The sequence below is a fragment of the Rhizomicrobium palustre genome, assembly GCF_011761565.1.
Lineage (GTDB): Bacteria > Pseudomonadota > Alphaproteobacteria > Micropepsales > Micropepsaceae > Rhizomicrobium > Rhizomicrobium palustre.
The window spans coordinates 1,907,518-1,927,229 of sequence record NZ_JAASRM010000001.1; the positions used below are offsets into that span (position 1 = coordinate 1,907,518).

Annotated in this window: 12 protein-coding genes; 7 read left to right on the forward strand and 5 right to left on the reverse strand. The window is 60.1% G+C overall.

The window, feature by feature from the left end:
- Nucleotides 1-99 precede the first annotated feature (99 nt).
- The 3 genes from FHS83_RS08670 (at nucleotide 100) to FHS83_RS08680 (ending at nucleotide 2,675) form a co-directional block, all read left to right on the forward strand.
- The gene (locus FHS83_RS08670) at nucleotides 100-1,758 is read left to right on the forward strand and encodes a carboxylesterase/lipase family protein (protein WP_167082590.1); all 1,659 of its coding nucleotides are present in this window, start codon (nucleotides 100-102) and stop codon (nucleotides 1,756-1,758) included.
- A gap of 96 nt (nucleotides 1,759-1,854) precedes the next feature.
- Nucleotides 1,855-2,232, forward strand: coding sequence for a hypothetical protein (locus tag FHS83_RS08675; RefSeq protein WP_167082591.1), 378 nt, complete (start codon nucleotides 1,855-1,857; stop codon nucleotides 2,230-2,232).
- Nucleotides 2,233-2,300: 68 nt separating this feature from the next.
- The gene (locus FHS83_RS08680) at nucleotides 2,301-2,675 is read left to right on the forward strand and encodes a hypothetical protein (RefSeq protein WP_167082592.1); all 375 of its coding nucleotides are present in this window, start codon (nucleotides 2,301-2,303) and stop codon (nucleotides 2,673-2,675) included.
- A 255-nt stretch (nucleotides 2,676-2,930) separates the two neighbouring features.
- Here the strand turns inward: FHS83_RS08680 and FHS83_RS08685 are convergent, their stop codons facing one another.
- From FHS83_RS08685 to FHS83_RS08695, 3 genes are all read right to left on the reverse strand, one after another.
- A complete protein-coding gene (locus tag FHS83_RS08685) occupies nucleotides 2,931-4,856 on the reverse strand; it encodes a sodium:solute symporter family transporter (RefSeq protein WP_167082593.1) in 1,926 nt (641 codons plus the stop codon).
- A 153-nt stretch (nucleotides 4,857-5,009) separates the two neighbouring features.
- The gene (locus tag FHS83_RS08690; protein ID WP_167082594.1) at nucleotides 5,010-7,262 is read right to left on the reverse strand and encodes a hypothetical protein; all 2,253 of its coding nucleotides are present in this window, start codon (nucleotides 7,260-7,262) and stop codon (nucleotides 5,010-5,012) included.
- Nucleotides 7,249-8,394 carry a DUF3142 domain-containing protein gene (locus FHS83_RS08695; protein WP_167082595.1) on the reverse strand — a complete coding sequence of 382 codons (1,146 nt, stop codon included), beginning with the start codon at nucleotides 8,392-8,394 and terminating at the stop codon, nucleotides 7,249-7,251. Before FHS83_RS08695 ends, FHS83_RS08690 begins: the two co-directional genes overlap by 14 nt.
- 319 nt (nucleotides 8,395-8,713) lie before the next feature.
- Here FHS83_RS08695 and FHS83_RS08700 point away from each other — a divergent pair, with 319 nt between their 5' ends.
- Nucleotides 8,714-9,004 carry a UrcA family protein gene (locus FHS83_RS08700; RefSeq protein ID WP_167082596.1) on the forward strand — a complete coding sequence of 97 codons (291 nt, stop codon included), beginning with the start codon at nucleotides 8,714-8,716 and terminating at the stop codon, nucleotides 9,002-9,004.
- Nucleotides 9,005-9,069: 65 nt separating this feature from the next.
- On the opposite strand, the gene FHS83_RS08705 is transcribed toward FHS83_RS08700, so the two are convergent.
- Nucleotides 9,070-10,452 (reverse strand): UDP-N-acetylmuramate--L-alanine ligase, encoded by a 1,383-nt coding sequence (locus FHS83_RS08705; RefSeq protein ID WP_167082597.1) that lies wholly within the window; start codon nucleotides 10,450-10,452, stop codon nucleotides 9,070-9,072.
- A gap of 42 nt (nucleotides 10,453-10,494) precedes the next feature.
- Here FHS83_RS08705 and FHS83_RS08710 point away from each other — a divergent pair, with 42 nt between their 5' ends.
- Entirely contained in the window at nucleotides 10,495-11,328 is an 834-nt protein-coding gene (locus FHS83_RS08710) for an LD-carboxypeptidase (protein WP_167082598.1), read from the forward strand.
- Here FHS83_RS08710 and FHS83_RS08715 read toward each other — a convergent pair.
- Nucleotides 11,325-13,853: a response regulator gene (locus FHS83_RS08715; protein ID WP_167082599.1), complete on the reverse strand. Its 2,529-nt coding sequence runs from the start codon at nucleotides 13,851-13,853 to the stop codon at nucleotides 11,325-11,327. The genes FHS83_RS08710 and FHS83_RS08715 overlap by 4 nt on opposite strands.
- 841 nt (nucleotides 13,854-14,694) lie before the next feature.
- On the opposite strand from FHS83_RS08715, the gene FHS83_RS08720 reads away from it, so the two are divergent.
- Both FHS83_RS08720 and FHS83_RS08725 read left to right on the forward strand, forming a co-directional pair.
- Complete coding sequence (locus tag FHS83_RS08720) at nucleotides 14,695-16,203, forward strand: Y-family DNA polymerase (protein ID WP_167082600.1); 1,509 nt, start codon at nucleotides 14,695-14,697, stop codon at nucleotides 16,201-16,203.
- Nucleotides 16,200-19,469 carry an error-prone DNA polymerase gene (locus FHS83_RS08725; protein ID WP_167082601.1) on the forward strand — a complete coding sequence of 1,090 codons (3,270 nt, stop codon included), beginning with the start codon at nucleotides 16,200-16,202 and terminating at the stop codon, nucleotides 19,467-19,469. The genes FHS83_RS08720 and FHS83_RS08725 overlap by 4 nt, the downstream gene beginning before the upstream one ends.
- Nucleotides 19,470-19,712 lie beyond the last annotated feature (243 nt).

A 19,712-nucleotide genomic window follows, 5' to 3' on the forward strand; every position in this document is an offset into this window, starting at 1 on the left:
CGCAAGCGTGAATGCCGCTTTCTCCCATAGCTGGTGCCGCCCCGCCGCGATTTTGGCTATGCTGGGTCTCAAAAGATCAGAAAACCTAGGGAGAACGCTATGGCAGACCTCATGCATCGTCGTGGTCTTTTGCAGATGAGTGGCGCGGTTATCGCGGCACCTTATCTTTGGCTGCCGACAAGGGCCGAAGAACCGCAATGGGCAACGCAAACGGTGGCGCCTTTTGTAGAGGTTGAGATCGCAAGCGGAAAAATCAAGGGCGGCCACAGCCGCGGCGCGCTTGCCTTCAAAGCCATTCCTTATGCGGGCTCGGTCTCGGGCAAGAACCGCTTCAAGGCGCCGCCGCCGGTCGAGTCTTGGACTGGCGTGCGGGACTGCACCCGCCTTGGGTCTCCTGCGCCGCAAGGTCCCGGCACCACCTTCGGTGAACATGAGCCCAAGCCAGCCGAGGATTGTTTGATCCTCAATGTCTGGACCCCAGCCGTGAAAGACGGCGGCAAGCGGCCAGTGATGTTTTATCTGCATGGTGGCGGCTTCACCACCGGCTCGGGCGGGCAGAATATTCAGGATGGATCGCATCTTGCCGCTACCTATGACGTGGTGGTGGTGGCGATCAATCATCGCCTTGGCCTGCTGGGGTATCTCTATCTCGGCGAGCTCGGCGATTATCCCGAAAGCGGCAATCAGGGTCAGCTCGATATGGTTGCCGCGCTCTCCTGGGTGAAGCAGAATATTTCCGTTTTCGGCGGCGATCCGAACAATGTGATGGTGTTCGGCGAATCCGGTGGCGGTTACAAGACCGCCATGCTGATGGGCATGCCATCGGCGCACGGATTATTCCACAAAGCCGGTATCCAAAGCGGTCCTGGTTTGCGCGGCATGAGCAGAGCGGAGGCAACCGAAACAACGCGCCGTGTGCTCGCAGCCTTTAATCTCACCGATCCTGCCAAGCTTTTTGATGTGCCGGTGGAGAAGATTCTCGGCCTTCAGCTGGCGGAAGGCAAAGGTGCCCTCGCCACGCCCACCAAGGAATGGGCCGCGCATCATGCTCCAAAACCGGGTGACCGCAGCATGGCTGGCACATTCGGTCCAGTCACGGATGGAAAAGTCCTGCCCGCCGATCCTTTCGATCCGGTGCCAACGCCGCTTTCGGCCAGTATGCCGCTTCTCATCGGCAACACGCGGGACGAGGCGGTGTTCTTTTATCGCGATGATCCGGCCTTTTTCAAAAAGGATGAGGCGGCCGTCCGAGCCATGGCGCAGCAGGCGCTCGGCGCCAAGGGTGATGAGGTTCTCGCGCTGTATAAAAAGAACCGTCCGAATGCCTCGCCTGCGGAACTCGTCATCGCGGTCGCGACGGCGATGAGCTTCGGCAATGACACGATCACGCTGGCGGATCGCAAATCCCAGCAGCCCGCGCCGGTCTATCGTTATCGCTACGACTATCAATCCAATGCGCCGGTCAAGGGCAGTGATTGGACAATCCGCGCCGGACATGCGAGCGACATTTCGCTCGTCTTCCTCAATCAGGAAATTCTCGATCTGCAAGGCAATGGCCCCGGCCTCAATGAAGCCGCGCATGCCATGAGCAGCTATTTCACCAGCTTCGCCCGCAACGCCGCGCCCAAAGCCGCAAACCAGCCCGCATGGCCGCGCTACTCCACGGCAAAGCGCCCGGTGATGCTGATCAACAGCCAATGCCAGGTGGTGAACGACCCCGATAGCGAGGAGCGCAAATTCTGGCAGAGCCGGGGGTGAGAGGTCTCTGTCGTAAAATGTAAACCCGCTTCTGGGAATGGTTTTCGCGTGCGCCCAATCGCGTTAGCCTGAATCGCCATCTCGGGGGCGGGTTTCATGATCTGTCGTTCGCTGGTTGCTGCAGTATTTCTTGCGGGCCTGATGCCTGTTCTCGCTGCGCCTATCGCACCGGGCATTGGCGAACAGACCGCGCCGCTCACCGAGCCGCTGGAAATTTTCACCTACCGTCCGGCGAACTGCACGCCAACGGGCTACCTGCTCGTCTTTCATGGTGTGGACCGCAATGCCGATACCTATCGCGATGATGCCGAGCCTCTAGCGGATCGCTTTTGCCTCATTGCAGTGGCACCGCTCTTCGATAAGCAGCGCTTTCCCAATTGGCGTTATCAGCATGGCGGGGTGGTGCATCGTGGTGCTGCGCAGCGGCCGGAGCACTATACGGCCAGCTCGTTCTCAATCTGGTCGATTGGCTGAGGCAGCAGAATGGGGCTCTGCCCTATACGCTGATCGGCCATTCGGCGGGGGCGCAGTTTCTCAGCCGCATGGCTGCCTACACGCCGAATGATGCGCGCCGGATTTTGATTGCCAACCCTTCCACCCACGTGCTGGCAAGTCTGGACGAAGAGCCGCCCTATGGCTTTCGCGGAATGAAGGAAGAGGCGCTGAAACGCTATCTCGCCGCGTCGGTCACTATTCTTTTGGGGCAGGAAGATACCGGCGCCAAAAATCTGGCCGAAGATGAGCGCGCCGAAGCGCAAGGCAAGACCCGCTACGAGCGGGGCAAGAATGCTTTTCAGCAAGCCCAAGCCACGGCGCAACAGCACGGCTGGGCTTTCAATTGGGTTTTGGTGGAGGTGCCCGGCGTTGGTCACAGCGCCAGATCGATGTTCGCTGCCGCCGCGCTTGCACCGCATTAGCCCATGTGCTGCGGCGCTCAGGCGCCCTTGCGAGCTGGGCTCGACGACTCCACTTAAATAGGTTGTTTGACATCGCCAGGAATAAATGTTGTCGCCCGCGCGGGGAGCTCCCCCCTCCCTTCCTCGCCCAAACACGACAATCAATGATCAATCGCTTGTGGTTTTAGGCATCGCGGGGTCTACAGCTTGAAAGCCTCCCCCAAAACAAAAGGGCCGGATGTCTCCGGCCCTTTCGCATCTTGAAATCGGTTTGCCTTATTCCGCCGGAACGGCTTCCGGCTTCTTGGCGATCTCGTGATCGGGATAGGCATTGTCGAGGTGGCGGAACCAGGTGAAGAACAGGGTCAGGCTCGTCACCACCACGATGGCCAGCGCAATTTCGGCCCGCTCATATTCGCGGATCACGAAATAGACCGGCATCGCCACCAGCGAGGTCTGCCAGATGATGCCCACGGCGATATTGAACATGTCGCGGACAAAATCCGGATTGGGCTTGAAGCTCGGGTCTTCGGCCTGGACCTTCTTCAGGATCGGGCCCCAGAAACCCCAGGGGCGCGTCTTCTTATAGAAGGCTTTCAGCACTTCCTCATCTTCCGGCTTGGTCAGGAGCGTACCGGCGAAGCAGCCGACCAGCGAGACCAAGAGGATAACGGGGAAGCAGACCAGCGCGGTCGGCAGGGTCATGAAGTCCCGCACCAGCGCCGGCATGTCCGGGTTGGCGTGCAGCGCGGCTTGCAGCTCGGCCGGGAACATGAAGGGCAGCAACATCGCCGAGACGATGCCGGTCACCATACCCCAGAAATAGCCGTAGCCGTTGAAGCGCCACCAATACCATTTGATCACGTTAGAGGCCGCATAGCCGCCCCACAGCGCCGCCGTGATCCAGCCCACCACGTTGTTGATGGAGGTGATGAACCAGCCGATGCAGATGCCGATCACCACAATAGTGAGGGAGGAGATGATGGAGAGCCGCACGCAGGTCTTTTCCGACGCATTCGGATTGATGAAGCGGCGGTAGATGTCGTTGACGATATAGGGCGGGGCGGCATTCACCGTCGCCGCGAAGTTGGACATGAAGGCGGCCAGAAGACCGGCCACCGTGATGCCGAGCAGGCCCGGCGGCACGTATTTGAACAGCGCGTCGGGCAGGATCTTTTCGAAATCCATTGCCGCGCCCATCTTGTTGATGTCGCCGGTGTAGAAAGCCAGCGCCAGGATGGCGAGGCCCGCCACCATGAAGTAACGCGGCACGTTGAGGACGACGCTCACCACCGCGCTCATCTTGCAGGCTTCGCGGGCATTGCGGGTGGAGAGGACGCGCTGCATATCGTAGTTCGGGGCGGGACCCGCTGCCGAAACCAGGATGCCTTTGGAGAGCAGCATCAGGAAGAGCAGGCCAAACAGCGAGGAGCCGTCTTCCAGAATCTTCTGATTGGCCGCAGGAACCAGTTTCGACCAATCGAGCCCGGTCTGCCAGCCGAAAAAGATGTTGTCCCAGCCTGCCGGAATTGCAGCATGGACGGCTTCGGGGCTCACCTTGTTCATGGCGATGATGCCAATGGCAATCGCGGCAATCGATAGCAGGCAGAATTGCATCACCTCGGTGATCACCACCGAGAACATGCCGCCCTTCACCACATAAGCCGCGGTCAGGCCCATCAGGATGAGGGCATAGAGATTGGCATTGGTGACCGGATCGCCCGAGAGCTGCCAGGGCAGGAATTCTGTGGCGAATTTGCCGATGCCCTTGAAGCCATAGGTGAAGAAGGAGATCACGCCGACGAGCGCGAACACCACCACAATAATGTGGGAGAGCTGGGCGCCTTTATTGTCGCCGAAGCGGAATTTGATCCATTCGGCGCCGGTGGTCACGCCAGAGCGGCGCAGCCAGCCCGAGAGATAGACCATCAGGAAAATCTGGTTGAAGACCGGCCACATCCACGGGATCCAGACCGATTTCAGCCCATAGATGAAGAGCCAGTAGACGAGCAGCATGGTGCCCGCCACGTCGAACATGCCCGAGGCGTTGGAGACGCCAAGCACCCACCAAGGCAGCACATTGCCACCCAGGAAGTAGGATTTGGTGTCACGCGCGGCGCGGTGAGATACCCAGTACCCAACGATGACGCTGGTCGCCAGGAACGCGAGGATGATCGCGATATCTAAGAGGCTAAGAGTCACGGCGGTCCCCCTGTAGACCTTTATTGTGGTAGGCGCAGACCTTCTTGCATCCCCCGGACAGTGTCAAGAAAGCGCTGTCATAAGGTGAGGCGCAAATACAGCGACCAATTGTGCGCTGGGGAACAATTAACCGTTACGGGCAGATTGGGAGCGCTATCGCTGGGTTTTTCGACGCCACAGGGCAAAGCCCCCAAGCCCGGCCAGCACCAACAATGCCGCGCCGCCGCCTGCAAACCACCAGCGATGATGGGAAACATACCGCCGCGCCGCTTGCCACATCAGCTTGCGTTCCAGCGCTGCGGCGGCTTTGAAGTCGGGCGCCGGGCATTGGCGGCCAAAGCTCTTGGCAAAGGGCACACGCGCCCCTTCCTTTACATAGCGGTGCCAGATTGCCGCGGCCCGCGCTGGATCGCGTCCAGACCATGCCGCCGCATGGCAGAGAATGGCCGCAAAGGCCTGGCTCTTGGCCGGTACGAGGCTCGCCGCCCGCATGGCCTCGTCAATGGCGAGATAGCGGTAATGGAAGCGTTGGTCGGGCTTGGGCGCACTTGCAGTGAAGCGCTCCACCTCACCTTTGCTGATCAGTGGCGCTGACGCGAGCTTGGGCCGGCCTAATCCCGTGTCGAAATCCCCACCGGTATAGAAATAGTCGGGCGCGCCCTCCGCCCCCAAGATCTCCATGCCGGATTGGCGCGCGAGGCTTGCCGCCGCAAACAGCTTCTCGGCCTCGTTCACATGGCTCCAGCTTCGCGCCGCTGAGGTGAGGGAGGCGATATAGGCCTTGGCGCCCGTCCGCACTTTGTCATCGCTGAAATAGGCTGGGGCCTCATCAAAGCGGCCATCACGCATCAGCCGCCGTGCCAGAAGATCGCGCAGCGCTGCATGGGCGTTAAAACTGGTCTGCCAGGCGTTGGGTTGATCAGATTTCGTCACCGTGACCGCGGGTATGTGCGTGTCGACATATTTCTTTAGTTCGTCCGTCGTCAGAACCCGCTCGGCGAGATAAGCCACGTCCGGCCAATAGGTGCCCGACACCGGCATCAGCCGATCGAGTGCCTCGACATATTCACCCCGTGCCAAGGTAACCACCGCGCTTTCGCCTAGCACCACCTTCTTGTTCGCGTCTTCCAGCGTGTCCGAGGTGGGAAAGCGCTTGGCGGCTTCGGCGTAGAGTTTCTGTGAACCCGCAAGGTCACCCTTCTGTGCCGCGAGCTTCGCCTTGATCCAGAAGGAGAGGGCACCGTCTTTCTTCTGCGCGAAGTTTGCCGCGCATTTCCAATCGCCCTGATCGTAGCAAAGCGCAGCAATACGGTCCGCACCAGCCGGATGGGCGTATTTGGAAAGGATGGCTGTGAGGTCCTTGAAGGCGCTGCGATATTGCTGCTGCTCCGGCCATGTCGAGTTCAACCTGACATTATCGATATGCTGCCCCCCGGCGCTGCCGGTCGGGTTGGAGGAAAACCGAAGCGCGTACGCGACCATGATCTCTTGCGCTTGGGGCAGATGCGCCACCGCCTTCATGCGATCTGGCGCATCCAGCAGCAGCTCCGCTGTCAGCCTAAGGGATTGTGTGCCGTTATTGGAGCCGCGCGCCGCCTGTTCGGCATAAAGTGCTACAGCCTTCTCTATCTCTTTGGCAAAGGCAGGTGCGGCTGCGGCGGGAAGTGTGCGGCCTCGATATTTCGTGGCCTCCGCCGCTAACTGCGAATCCGATGAAACCGTGCTTCCGCCTTCCAGCAAGACTTCCGCGGCCCGCAAATGCAGGCGCGCCTCTTCACCGAAGCTTGCGACCGCTAAGCCTAACGGATCAGGCGCGCCCTTCTTGGCTGCCGCCCGCGTCTTTTCAAAATATCCGGCCGCGGCAGCCGGATCGTCCCGTTCCGCAGCGAGTTTGCCGAGCATGAAATGGGCCCAGACAATCCGCGATTGGGCCTCGTGCGCGGGAAGTCCGAGGATTTGCGAGAATTCGCCGGCCGCAAAATCCGCATCGGATTTGTGATAGGCAACCGCACCCGCGGCGTAATGAAGGATCGCTTGCGGCAAGCCTTGGCCTTTGCTTAAGGCTTCTGCCCCGCTTGCCGAGGCCCGCACCGCTTTTAGAAGAGCTTTTTGCGCTTGCGGAAGTCCCGCACTCTCTGCCGCTGCTAATTCCCGGGCGGCATTGGCTGCCCGCTCATCGCCTGCGGAAAAGCTCCAGCCGGTCACTACGGTTTCGACCGCTTTCAGTTTGTCTTTGGGCGCTGCAATATGCGCCGCCTCGAAATCGAAACTGTTCGCGGGGGTGGCTTTCAGTGTGGCTTGGCGGTCATCCAGCAATTGCCAGGGAAAGAAGGGTCCGCAGGCGATAGCCGCCGCACCACACAGCGCCAAGATACTCGTGCCTGCTACCCAGTTACGGCTCTGCATGGAAATCCCCCGGCGCGCAGCGCGCCCAGCCAATGACCAAGCCATGATGACCAGGAATGAAAGCGTTTTGAAGACGGAGTAGCTGGTTTTTTTGCGCCTCATAGCGATAGGCGCCAATCCCATCGGCGACGTGGCACGCCCGCGGCAGGGAAATTTCGGCCGGCAAAGTAAGATCCGTAGCACCGCGATTGATCAGCATTATATCCACCGCGCCAGGAACGCTCCCCGGCTGCGCCTCAAGGGTAAGGTTGTGTTTCGGCGCTTCCCCCCGCATTACCAATTTCAGCGTTTCGAGCGACCAGATGCGTTTGTCGCCCGCAACCGGCAATCGGAACCAGACCAGGCCCGCGAAATGCTTCGGCGGGTTGCGCATCAAGTCGCCGACAAGCGGCGCCACGTTTTGCGGCTCGGCCAGAAGTTCCTCCGCCGAGGCACCGCTGACCAGTTTCGGGCTTTCGCTTTCCATGGCGACCACCGCGCCGCCTGCTCCCCGGATGATGCGGGTGCCATAATCTGGCAAGGCAACCCTGAAGGGTTTGTTGGTGATGCGATCAAACCGGTCAATCCATCGCCGCGCCAGTTTGGGATCGAACAGTCCTTGCGCGGGCGAGCGCACGGCATGCACTTGCAGCACGGTTTCATCGCTCGCCGCCAACACGGCGGGCAGGTTTGGTGCATCGAGCCAGGCAGGTAACACGGTGATCGAAATCCGGCGTGGGATGGCCGCGTGCAACTCTGTCAGGAAGCGGGTGTAATCAGCCAGCCTTGCGCTGCCGCAGTCGAAATCGATCTCAAGCCCAGCTTGCTTCGGCCATGCTGCGGTAAGGCGGCGGATATCCGCAATCAGCCGCTTGCGATCAAAGCGCGCCAGGGTGCCATCAATCCGCACCACGCCTGTCACCGGCTTTGTTGCGAGTGCCGCCCATTCTATCGCGAAGGGACGAAGATGCCCGTCCAATGTTGTCTCGGCGGCCAAAACGCGCCGCTCGCCAAACAATTCCAGGCTATTGCTGAGCGCAGCCTTGAGCGCCGGTGTCCAAACCCGCTGCCAAACATAGACATCCTGGGACAGGGCGCCCGCCTGACTGGCGCTCAGGAACGCCAAGCTCGCCGCGATGACCCATTTGTGCATATGCCCTCCGGATTTTCGTGCGCTTTTCAAAAAGTCTTGTCGTAATCGCCTTAGCCTCGTCTCAATTTTGCCTGCCATAAGAGGCGGCAAGGCGATGTGAAATTCGGCAACCACTGCAAACGGCCTCATCTTCTAGGCGAATTTTATGCCATTCTGAAGCTATTCGCGTCTGCGTTGCTTAAAATTTGAAGCACCGATCTCTATTTCACCCGATTCTTTCCCTCTCGCAGCCTTGGAAGCTTCATCGGGCGGACAAATCATCCGTGCACGGTATGAGCATCGAAACGTTGTTCAAAACCCACGCGGAGATCAAATAATTATGAAGCGTATCGTCCTTGCCCTGTCTGCCGTTGCCCTTCTCTCGAGCGCCGCTTCTGCTGGCGAAATCGTGCGTCACAAGGAAGTTTCTTTCGCTGACCTCAACCTCGCGAGCAAGGATGGCGCCGCCGAACTTCATGCGCGCCTTCTCAATGCCGCCAATGACGTCTGCGCCGATACGAAGGACGCCACGACCGCGCCGTATTACGAAGATTGCCGCGCCGCCGCTGTGAAGCAGGCGATCGCCGAAGTGGGCGTGAAGCTGTCCAAGCGGATTGCCGCTGCCCGCTAAGCCTTAGCGCAGGTGACGAGAACTGGGCGGGCCCTTTGGTCCGCCCTTTTTCTTTGGGTTGGGATTCAGGAATAGCTGGCTAAAAGTTCGGCGGCGAATTGAGACAGGGTGTCGTCGCGCGCGCCCATCACCACAATGCGATCGCCAGGCAGGGCAAGAGAGAGCAGATTCTCGCCGCAAGCTTTGCGGTCGGCAAAGGCAAAAGCTTGGCGCCCCCTTGTGGCGACGGCAGTGGTGATTTCCGAGCTGGAAATGTCGCGATCCACTGTGCCGCCGAAATAGACCGGCTCCGGCATGACCAGAACATCGTCTGGGCCAAGCTCGCGCGCAAAGGTGTCTATAAAGTCTTCGCGCATCATTTTTAATGGCCCGTAGCCATGCGGCTGGAACATCACCAGCAAGCGCCCCGGAAAGTCATGCAAGGTGGAGAGCGTGGCGGTGATCTTGTCGGGGTTATGTGCGAAATCGTCGATCACAGTCACGCCCTTGGCCGTGCCGACCACATCCATCCGCCGCTTGACGCCTTCAAAATGCGATAAGGCTTCGGCGGCATCGCCAAGCGCCACCCCTGCCGCCCGCGCCGCCGCCAGCGCCGCCAGACCATTAGCGACGTTGTGACGCCCGGGTACGCGCAGCTTCAGCCGCGCTTCATGTGTGCCCTCGCGCACGGCAAAGCTGATTCCATCCTGGGCTGGGCTGAGATCGTGACCATAGAAATGGGCGGAAGGGTCTTTCAGGCTGAAGGTGATGGCATTCGCACCCTTAAGGGCGGCTGCTTCCGCATTGTCGAGGTTGACGACCGCGGTGGTGGCGCGGCCAAGGAAGGCTCTAAACAGCGCCCGCAGCTCTTCCATCGATTTATGGTCATGAGCGATGTTGTTGAGCACCGCGATGTTGGGATTATAGAGCGCGATAGAGCCATCGCTTTCATCCACCTCCGAGACGAAGGTGTCGCTTTTGCCGACGACGGCGCTGGCGAAGGGAATTTCAGGGCGGACGAAATTCTTCATCACCGCCCCATTCATGATCGTGGGCGCGCGCCCCGTGGCGGAAAGGATCCAGCCGAGCATGCCGGTGGTGGTGGATTTGCCGCTGGTGCCGGCCACCGCAATAGCGCAATGGGAGGCGTTGAAGAGCTTGGCCAGGAGCTGTGCGCGGGTCTCGATCACCGCGCCGATGCGTTGGGCTGCCGCGACATCGGGCACGCTTGATTCAATCGCCGCCGAGACGACCACGGTCGCCGCAGGATCAACGACTCCGCTGCCATCCTGCGGATAAAGGCTGATGCCATTTGCTTCCAGAAAGGCGAACTTCTCGGGCGTGCGGCCCTGGTCGCGTGAGCGGTCGGAGCCGGAAATTTCCGCGCCCTTGCCTTTGAGGATAAGGGCAAGCGGCAGCATTCCGCTTCCGCCGATGCCGCAAAAGAAATAGCGCCTGTTCAGACTCATGGGTCACGTTTATAAGTGCCCGCCGCCGAATGGGAAAGCCAGATGGTCATAAAACGCATCGGGATTGTCGCCCCGGCCGCGAGGCTGGACCCGGCTGTTGCCGAGCGTGTGCGCCTTATGGCGGCCGCGATGGCGGATGGTCCAGAACTTGTCATTCACCCGCAATGTTATCTCTCAGAGGGCCATTTCGCCGGTCCGGATGCGGCACGGGCGGAGGCTTTTCTCGATGTGGCCAATGACCCGGATATCGATGCGCTTTGGGTGGCGCGCGGCGGCTATGGTTCTTGCCGGATCGCTGAAGCGGTTTTGGGCCGGCTGAATGATGCGGCGCGCGAAAAAGTCTATCTCGGCTATAGCGATGCCGGCTTTCTTCTGGCCGGACTTTACGCCAAAGGCTGCCGCGTCGCGCATGGCCCCATGCCGATGGATTTGAACCGGCAAGGCGGAGAGGGCGCAGTGGCGCGGGCCTTATCCTGGTTTGCCGCAGGCGATAGTGGCGCGCTCGAAGCCTCTCTTGATGCCGAGACGCCCACCTGCGCCTTCAATATGGTGATCCTCAGCCATCTCCTGGGAACATCATTGGAGCCAGATCTCAGAGGTCATGTTCTGATGCTGGAGGAGGTGTCTGAGCATCTTTACCGTATCGATCGCACCATGTTTCATCTCACCGCCCATCCGGCCTTGCGTCAGGTGGCGGGGATAAAACTCGGACGGGTCAATGATATTATCCCGAATGATCCGGTCTTCGCCGAAACCGAAGAAGAGATCGTCATGCGCTGGTGTCGGCAGTCTGGCATAGCCTATTTGGGACGCGCCGATATCGGCCATGACGCCGATAACAAGATCGTGCCGTTCGGGCTTTTCCGCAGGCCTTAGGCTTCGTCTGAGCTTTGCGTCTCGGTCTGGTGCTTTTGCAGCCAAGCGGGCAGAGCGGTTTGGGTGAGCTGCACGGCGGCGATCAAGCCTGCATGCGCCGGTTCGATATTTTCCCCTTTGCGGCAGGCATCCCGCAGCGCTCCGGCCGCAGCTACGAGCTTCATTGCCCCTACATTTGCCGCGGTGCCTGCGAGTTCATGCGCAATTCTGGCTGCCCCTGAGACGTCCTGATGGGCGATCGCTTCCGCGATGGTGGTGGCCTGCACCTTAAGATTGGCAAGGAACAGATTCAGGAAGCTGTCCGCTTCGGCCTTGCCGAGAACCCGCTCGAGCCCTTCCAGAACGGAGGAATCGAGCTCTTCTGGTCCGCTCTCCTTTGGGGCGCTTTGTCCTGCCGCGATGGTGGCGATTTTTTCCATCAAGGCCTGGGGTTGAATCGGCTTGGCGATGTAATCGTCCATCCCCGCCTTCAGATATTCTTCGCGGGCGCCCATCATGGCGTTGGCCGTCATAGCGATGATCGGGACCTTGCCCTTGGGGCCGTTCAACTTGCGAATGCGGGCGGTGGCGGCAACCCCGTCGAGTTCCGGCATCTGGATGTCCATCAGCACGACATCGTAATCGCTGGTCATCACCGCCTGGACGGCTTTCAGCCCGGTATCGACGACATCGATGCTGTGGCCGGTGTTTTCCAAAAGCGCGAGGGCGAATTTCTGATTGATGCGGTTGTCTTCCGCCAAAAGGATCCGCAGCGGCTGGGAGGAGGAAGGGGCGGCAATAGTTGCTTGCTGGGTTTTCGCGTCTTCTTCGTATTGCGGCTTTGTGCTGATGATGCTGACAAGGCAATCGTGCAGGAATTGCTGGCGCAGCGGTTTTTCCAGCACATAGTCGAGATGGATGCTCTTGTCCTCAATGGCTTGGCGTCCGGCCGAGGTTACCAGCACCAGCTTCATGTCGCTCATATGCGGGGTGGCGCGAATCTGCTTGGCGAGTTCGACACCGGTCTGTCCCGGCATCATATGATCGAGGAACACCACGTCGTAAGGCTTGCCGCGATGCCAGGCGCGCTGCAATTCGGCCATCGCAGCAAAGGCGTCTTCGCAAGCGGCGGTTTCCATGCCGAGCATGCGTAGCTGGCGGCCGAGAAGCTCGAGATTGGTCTGGATATCGTCCACCATCAGCGCGCGCAGAGTTTTCGTTTGTGCCGGCAAGGCATCGCTGCGAGCGCTTACCGTGCGAGTACGCGGCAATTTGAGTTCGAACCAGAAGGTCGAACCCTTGCCGGGCGTGGAAACCATATCGATATGGCCACCCATCAGCTCGACAAGCTGGCGGCAGATGGCAAGGCCCAGGCCTGTGCCGCCAAAGCGCCGTGTGGCGGAACCGTCGACTTGCGAGAATTTCTGGAAGAGGTGCTGGCGCTCATTCTCCGCGATGCCCATGCCGGTGTCGGTGACTTCAAAGCGCAAGGGCACGCAGTCATCGCTCAAGGAGGAGGTTCGCCGGACGAGCACGGATACAGCGCCGGTATCGGTGAATTTGATGGCGTTGCTCATCAGGTTGAGCAGCACTTGGCGAATCCGCAAAGGATCGCCCATGTAACAGCCGCGCGCATGCGGCTCGACAAATACAATGAGGTCGAGATTTTTCTCCCGCGCCTTGCCGGACATCACCGCCACGGTGCGCTCCACGATGGGCAGAAGATCAAATTCGCTATTGTCGATTTCGAGCTTGCCGGCTTCAAGCTTGGAAAGATCCAGAATGTCGTTGACGACGGTGAGAAGGGCCTCGCCGGATTCGTGAATGATTTCGGCGAAGCGCCGCTGCTCGGGGTTAAGCGGCGTATTGAGTAGAAGCTCGCTCATGCCCAACACGCCGTTCATGGGCGTGCGCACTTCATGGCTCATATTGGCGAGAAATTCGCTCTTGGCGCGGTTGCCGGCTTCGGCTTGTTCCTTGGCCGCCAGGATTTCGGCTTCCATGCCTTCTCTGCGGCGCAACTGCGCGATCAACAATGTGCCAAGCCCGATGATGAGAAGCGAAATGAGGCCGAGCCCAAGGCCTTCGGTGCGCGCGCCTTCGCGCCAGGAATCGAGCGCGGTCGCACGCGGCCTTACAGCAGTAACCGTCAAGCCATAGCGTTCAGCCGAAGCTGACAAATAGGCCTGATCGGGAGGAACTGGCACTGCGCCGCTGGTCGAAATGCTGAGCCGCGTATCTTTGGGCAACGAGAGACTCTCGCGAAAATGCTTCAGTAGCCCGGCGGTGTAAGCGGTATCAGTGGTGGGTTTGGTCTCTTCGGCATTTCCTAGCGGGACGGAAAGCTCAAACCTGTTCAGCATCGCCGCGTAATCAACATAGGCCCGCGCCACGGTGTTGAGAGCGTTACGCTCTTCGCTGAGACGGTCGTTGTATTCGCTGATGGTCAGCCAGCCATAGCCAGCCCACATCACCGCGAGCAGGATGGTGATCGCGGTAATGACCCAGAAGCTGGGTGGATGTGTGCGGGCGGCCGGCTCGGACATGAGACCCTTGATCAAGTACTACTATTTGGCTCGCTTTTTGAGCCTGATCCAATTGGGGCTAATACCCAGTTAAGTCTACCAGTGCGTGTTAGTACCTATACGTCAGCTCTGGCCTTGAGGGAAGTTCTCATTTTGTTCTAATATGCCTGCCCTTTGAAATCGGCAGGTCCTGTGACCCTCACCAGCACACAGAATATAGAAAAGGTCGCCGCGCTGCGGGCGGTCCTGGTTTCTGCTGGTGAAACACAGAAGCGGGTGCGCTTGGGGCCCGCCCGGCTGGATGATGTTTTGGGGGGCGGGCTGAAATGCGGGGCTTTGCACGAAATTTTCGCGGCGCCCTCGCATGAAACCGCAGCGAGCGGATTTGCCGCTGGCTTGGCGGGCCGGATCGGTGGTCCGGTTTTCTGGATTGCTCAGGAATACAGCCTCTTAGAGCATGGGGGGCTGGCGGCCACTGGATTTACCGAACTCGGCCTCCCTCCCGACCGGCTTTATCTTTTACGCGCGCCGGATGTAACGGGGGTGCTGCGGGCGGGGTTGGAGGCTATGTCCTGCCCGGCGCTTGGCGCTGTGGTGCTCGAAGTGACCGGTGATTCGAAGCTTCTGGATCTCGTTGCCTATCGCAAACTGACTCTGGCTGCGGCGGAAAGCAGAGTGACGGTGTTGCTCTTGCGCTTCGGCTCCAGGCCCAGCCTCGGGGTGGCCGAAACCCGCTGGCGGATCCGTAGTCTTCCCTCTGGTGAAAATACCGAGGTCTGGGGTGCGCCTGTGCTGGAGGCGGAATTGCAGCGCAACCGGGCGGGGCGTGGCGGGTGTTGGAGTATAGAGTGGAGTTGTGACGATGGCCTCTTCCGAGCGGCGAATCCTGGCGCTGTGGTTTCCGAGGCTGGCGACCGATCGTTTGCGGCGCCGCTGGCGGAGATCTCCGCCGCCTGGTGCCTCGCTGCCGCTGATCATGGTGGCGAAGGTAGAGAATGCGATGCGGCTTACCGCTGTCGATGCCAAGGCCGAGTGGCTTGGGCTTCAGCCGGGCATGGCCTTGGCGAGCGCGCGCGCGCGGGTTCCCGCGCTGAAGGTCATGGCCGCCAATGCGCCGGCCGATTCGAAACTGCTCGCCCGTCTGGCCGATTGGTGTGACGGCTATTCCCCCTTTGTCGCAATGGATGCGCCGCGGGGCCTGTTTCTGGATGTCACCGGCTCGACGCATCTCTTCGGTGGCGAGCAGGCCATGCTGCAAACCTTGAAGAAAGATCTGCGCCGCCAAGGCTTCGAAGTGCAGGCCGCGCTGGCTGGAACCGCCATGGCCGCGCGGGCACTGGCGCGCTACCGCGATGAAGCGGTGGTACCGGTGGGCGGCGATCACGAGGCGCTATCCGGCTTGCCGGTGGAGGCCTTGGCGCTGGACGCATCCGTCACCCATGCCTTTCGCCGGGCGGGGTTGAAGACTGTGGGCAAGGTCGCTTCACGCAGTCGCGCCGAACTCACCGCTCGTTTTGGCGCCGCCATGGTGGCGCGTCTCGATACGGCTTTGGGATATGCTGAAACCCCCATCAGCCCGCGCCTGACATTGCCCCCTTATCGGGTTGAGCGTCGTTTTCCTGAGCCGGTGTCGACAGAAGCAGTCATGCTTGCCTGCCTCAAACAGCTCGCAGGCTATCTGGCCAAGAGCTTGGAGGAGCGGGGCGAGGGCGCCAGGATGCTGGAAGCAGTGTTCTTCCGCGCCGATGGTGCTATCCGGCGTATCGCGGTCGAAACCGGTAGCCCCACCCGCGATCCCGCCCTTTTGGAGCGGCTTTTCCGCGAAAAGCTCGATGCGCTCATCGATCCGCTCGATCCAGGCTTCGGCTTCGATCTCATTCGCCTGGAAGCGCTGCGCAGTGAAGCCTGCCGCGATGATGCCGCCCAGCTTGGCGATAAGGCTGCCGACGAAAAACAGATTCACCACTTGATCGACCGCCTCGCGGCGCGCTTTGGCAGCGCGCGCGTTCTCGCTTTCCGCGCCCAAGACACCCATATTCCCGAACGCGCTTTCGCGGCGGTTCCGGCCCAATATGCAGAGTCTGCTAAGCACGCCTGGAAAGCGCTGCGCCGTTCGGCAGAAGCCCCCCGCCGTCCCTTGCGCCAGATGGTGCCGGAGCCGGTCTCGATCCTGTCCGATAACCGCTTTCGCTGGCGCAATGTGGTGCACCGCATCTCCCGCATGGAAGGGCCGGAGCGCATTGCCATGGAATGGTGGCGCGCCCCGGGACCGGCCCGCGATTACTTCCGGGTAGAGGATGACGAGGGGCGCCGCTATTGGCTCTATAAAGAAGAGGGTGAGCGCTGGTTCATGCACGGGGTGTTTGCATGAACTCCTATGCGGAGATCGCCGTCACCACCAATTTCTCTTTTTTGCGCGGCGCCTCACATCCGGCTGAGATGGTAGAAACCGCTGCGTGTCTGAAATACGCCGCCATCGGTATTGCTGACCGCAATTCTCTGGCAGGCGTGGTGCGCGCCTATGATGCCATTCAACAGCTAGAGGGCGAGAAGCCTAAGCTCCTGGTCGGGGCGCGGCTGGTTTTCGCGGACGGCACGCCGGATATCATTGCCTATCCCAGTGATCGTGAAGCCTATGGGCGGCTCTGCCGTCTCATAAGTGTCGGTAAGTTGCGTGCCGCGAAAGGCGAATGCGTCTTGGCGCTGGACGATCTCTTGGAATGGCAAGAGGGTCTGTTGCTGGTGGTGATGGCGCCGCGCTTCGGGGAAGGAATAGAGGCACCAGAGCATAAGCATGCTTGGAATATTTCCGCGCTCGGTGTGGTCCATCCAGAATGGCAGGCGCGCGAGATCGCATCGCTTCTGCCGATACTGACGGCGGAGGCGCAGGGTCGGGTCTGGCTTGGGGTGTCGATGCCGCTCATGGGCGATGATGCCCGCCGTCTCACCTATTGGAAATGTGTGGCAGATGCCGCCAGCGTGCCACTCATCGCCACCAATGATCCCGTCTATCACATTCCTCAACGCCGCCCGTTGCATGATGTCGTCACCTGTATTCGCGAACATGTCAGCCTCGCCAATGCAGGGCGCCGGTTGGAAGCCAATGGGGAACGGCATCTGAAATCCTCGCGGGAGATGGCCGAGCTTTTTGCGGCGGCACCAGAAGCGATCACCGAAACGCTGAAGCTGGCGGAACGGGTCGGTTTCAGCCTTGATCAGATTCAATACAATTACCCCGACGAGCCGGTGCCCGAGGGCAAGACTGCGCAGCAGCATCTCGAAGACCTCACCTGGGCGGGCGCCAAAGCGACGTATCACGGCTTCGTGCCGGAGAAGGTGGAAAAGACTCTGAAAAAAGAACTGCGTCTGATCGATCAGATGCAGATCGCGCCGTATTTCCTCACCGTGCACGACATTGTTTCTTTCGCTAAGGAAAAGGAAATCCTCTGCCAGGGGCGTGGCTCGTCGGCCAATTCCGCGGTCTGCTTTGTGCTTGGCATCACCGCTGTCGATCCCACTGAAGTCGATCTCTTGTTCGAGCGCTTCGTCTCCCAGGAGCGCAAAGAGCCGCCCGATATCGATGTCGATTTCGAGCATGAGCGCCGCGAAGAGGTGATCCAGGAAATCTATAGCCGTTATGGCCGCCACCGCGCCGCGCTTGCCGCCACGGTGATCCGCTATCGCCCAAGGAGTGCCATTCGCGAGGTCGGCAAGGTTTTTGGTCTGACCGAGGATGTCACCTCGGCCCTGGCTTCAGGGGTATGGGGAAGCTGGGGCGGGCGGCTGAAAGACAGCGAGGTGCGCCAGGGCCTGCTCGATCCCAGGAATGCGTTGATCGCCCGCGCGGTGGGGCTTGCCAATGAGCTGATCGGTTTTCCCCGCCATCTCTCGCAGCATGTCGGCGGCTTCGTGCTTACCCATGACCGGCTGGATGAACTCGTGCCGGTGGGCCCGGCCACCATGAAGGACCGTTGGTTCATCGAATGGGATAAGGACGATATCGACGTCCTGCGCATGATGAAGGTCGATTGCCTGGCCCTCGGCATGCTGACCTGCATCCGCAAGGCCTTCGATCTCATCCGGGTGCATGAGGGCAAGACCCTCACTCTGGCGGGCATCCCGCGCAAGGATGAATCCGTTTACAAGATGCTGCAGGAGGCCGACGCCATAGGCGTCTTCCAGGTCGAAAGCCGGGCGCAGATGAACATGCTGCCACGGCTTAAGCCGGAAAATTTCTACGATCTTGTCATCGAGGTTGCGATTGTCCGCCCCGGTCCGATCCAAGGCGACATGGTGCATCCTTATCTTCGCCGCCGCTCTGGGAAGGAAGAGGTCACCTTTCCCTCGCCTGCGCCCGAACATGGCCCGCCCGATGAGCTTTATGAGGTGCTTAACAAGACCAAGGGCGTGCCGCTGTTTCAGGAACAGGCGATGCGGCTCGCCATTGTGGCAGCGAAATTCTCGCCTGAAGAGGCCAATGGTCTGCGCCGGGCAATGGCAACCTTCCGCAATCTCGGCACCATCGACAGTTTCCGTGAAAAATTCGTCGGCCGCATGGTGGCGCGCGGCTATGAACAGGACTACGCCGAACGCTGTTTCCGTCAGATCGAGGGCTTCGGCTCTTATGGTTTTCCCGAGAGCCATGCGGCGAGCTTTGCCCATCTGGTCTATGTCTCGGCTTGGCTGAAGAAGCACCATCCGGCGGCGTTCTGCTGTGCGCTGCTCAATTCCCAGCCCATGGGCTTCTACGCCCCCGCCGAAATCGTCCGCGACGCCCGCGAGCATGGGGTCGATGTCCGCCATGTCGACGTCAATTTCAGCGATTGGCATAACACGCTGGAACCCGGCCTTGCGGTGCGGCTGGGTTTTCGCCAAGTCGAGAGCTTTCGCGAGGACTGGGCCGAGACCCTGCGCCTTGCCCGTGGCAATGGCTATCGCAGCGTCGAATCGCTCGCCAAGCGCACGGTGCTGCCCAAGCGCGCCATGGTGATCCTCGCGGAAGCTGATTCTTTCCAGTCTTTGGCCACCGACCGGCGCGAAACCTTGTGGGCAGTTCGTCGCATCGCCGACCCGTCGGGCCTGCCGCTCTTTGACGCGCAGTATGTCGAGGCGCAGGAGCCGGAGAATATCGCGCCGCTGCCTGTGATGCCGCTCTCTGAACATGTGCTGGCCGATTATCAGATGCTGCGCCTGTCGCTGCGCGCACATCTCATGGAGTTCTTGCGGCCGCTCTTCGAAATCGAAGGCAGCAAAAGCTGTGCCGAAATCAATCAAGCCCCGGACGGCACGCCGGTCGCCTGCGCGGGAATTGTGCTCGTGCGGCAGATGCCCGGTGACGCGGGCGTAGTATTTGTAACATTGAGTGATGACACCGGGGTCACCAACGTTGTGGTCTGGCCACGTCTGGTCGAAACCTTCCGGCGTGAGATTATGTCTGCACGTCTCTTGCTCGTTTGCGGAAAAATTCAGCGCAGTGAAGAGGGCGTGGTGCATTTGGTCGCGGAGCGCATTTTCGACCGGACAATAGAGCTGGAGCGTCTTTCCGAAGACGGAGATGCTGTTTCAGATGGCCTGAGCGCGATGCATCGTCATCCGCGCAATGTGCGGGCCGTGCCGAAGTCGCGTGATTTCCATTAAGCCTGAGCGCGATGAGAATCGCTATCAGCCCAAACTGTGCCGATAAGATGCATTCAGAATGCCTAATAATAGGCACACCTAACAGTTTCCTCATAAGACAATTGAGTACGCGTCGTATTTGATTTTCCGCAAAAGCGGGGCTGTTTGTCGCGATACCCCAAATTTGCGTTTTCGCCTATGTATCCTGTTGCACTCTGCGATTACAGCAGAGGAGAAAAAAAGAGGCCCACACGGATTTGCGTG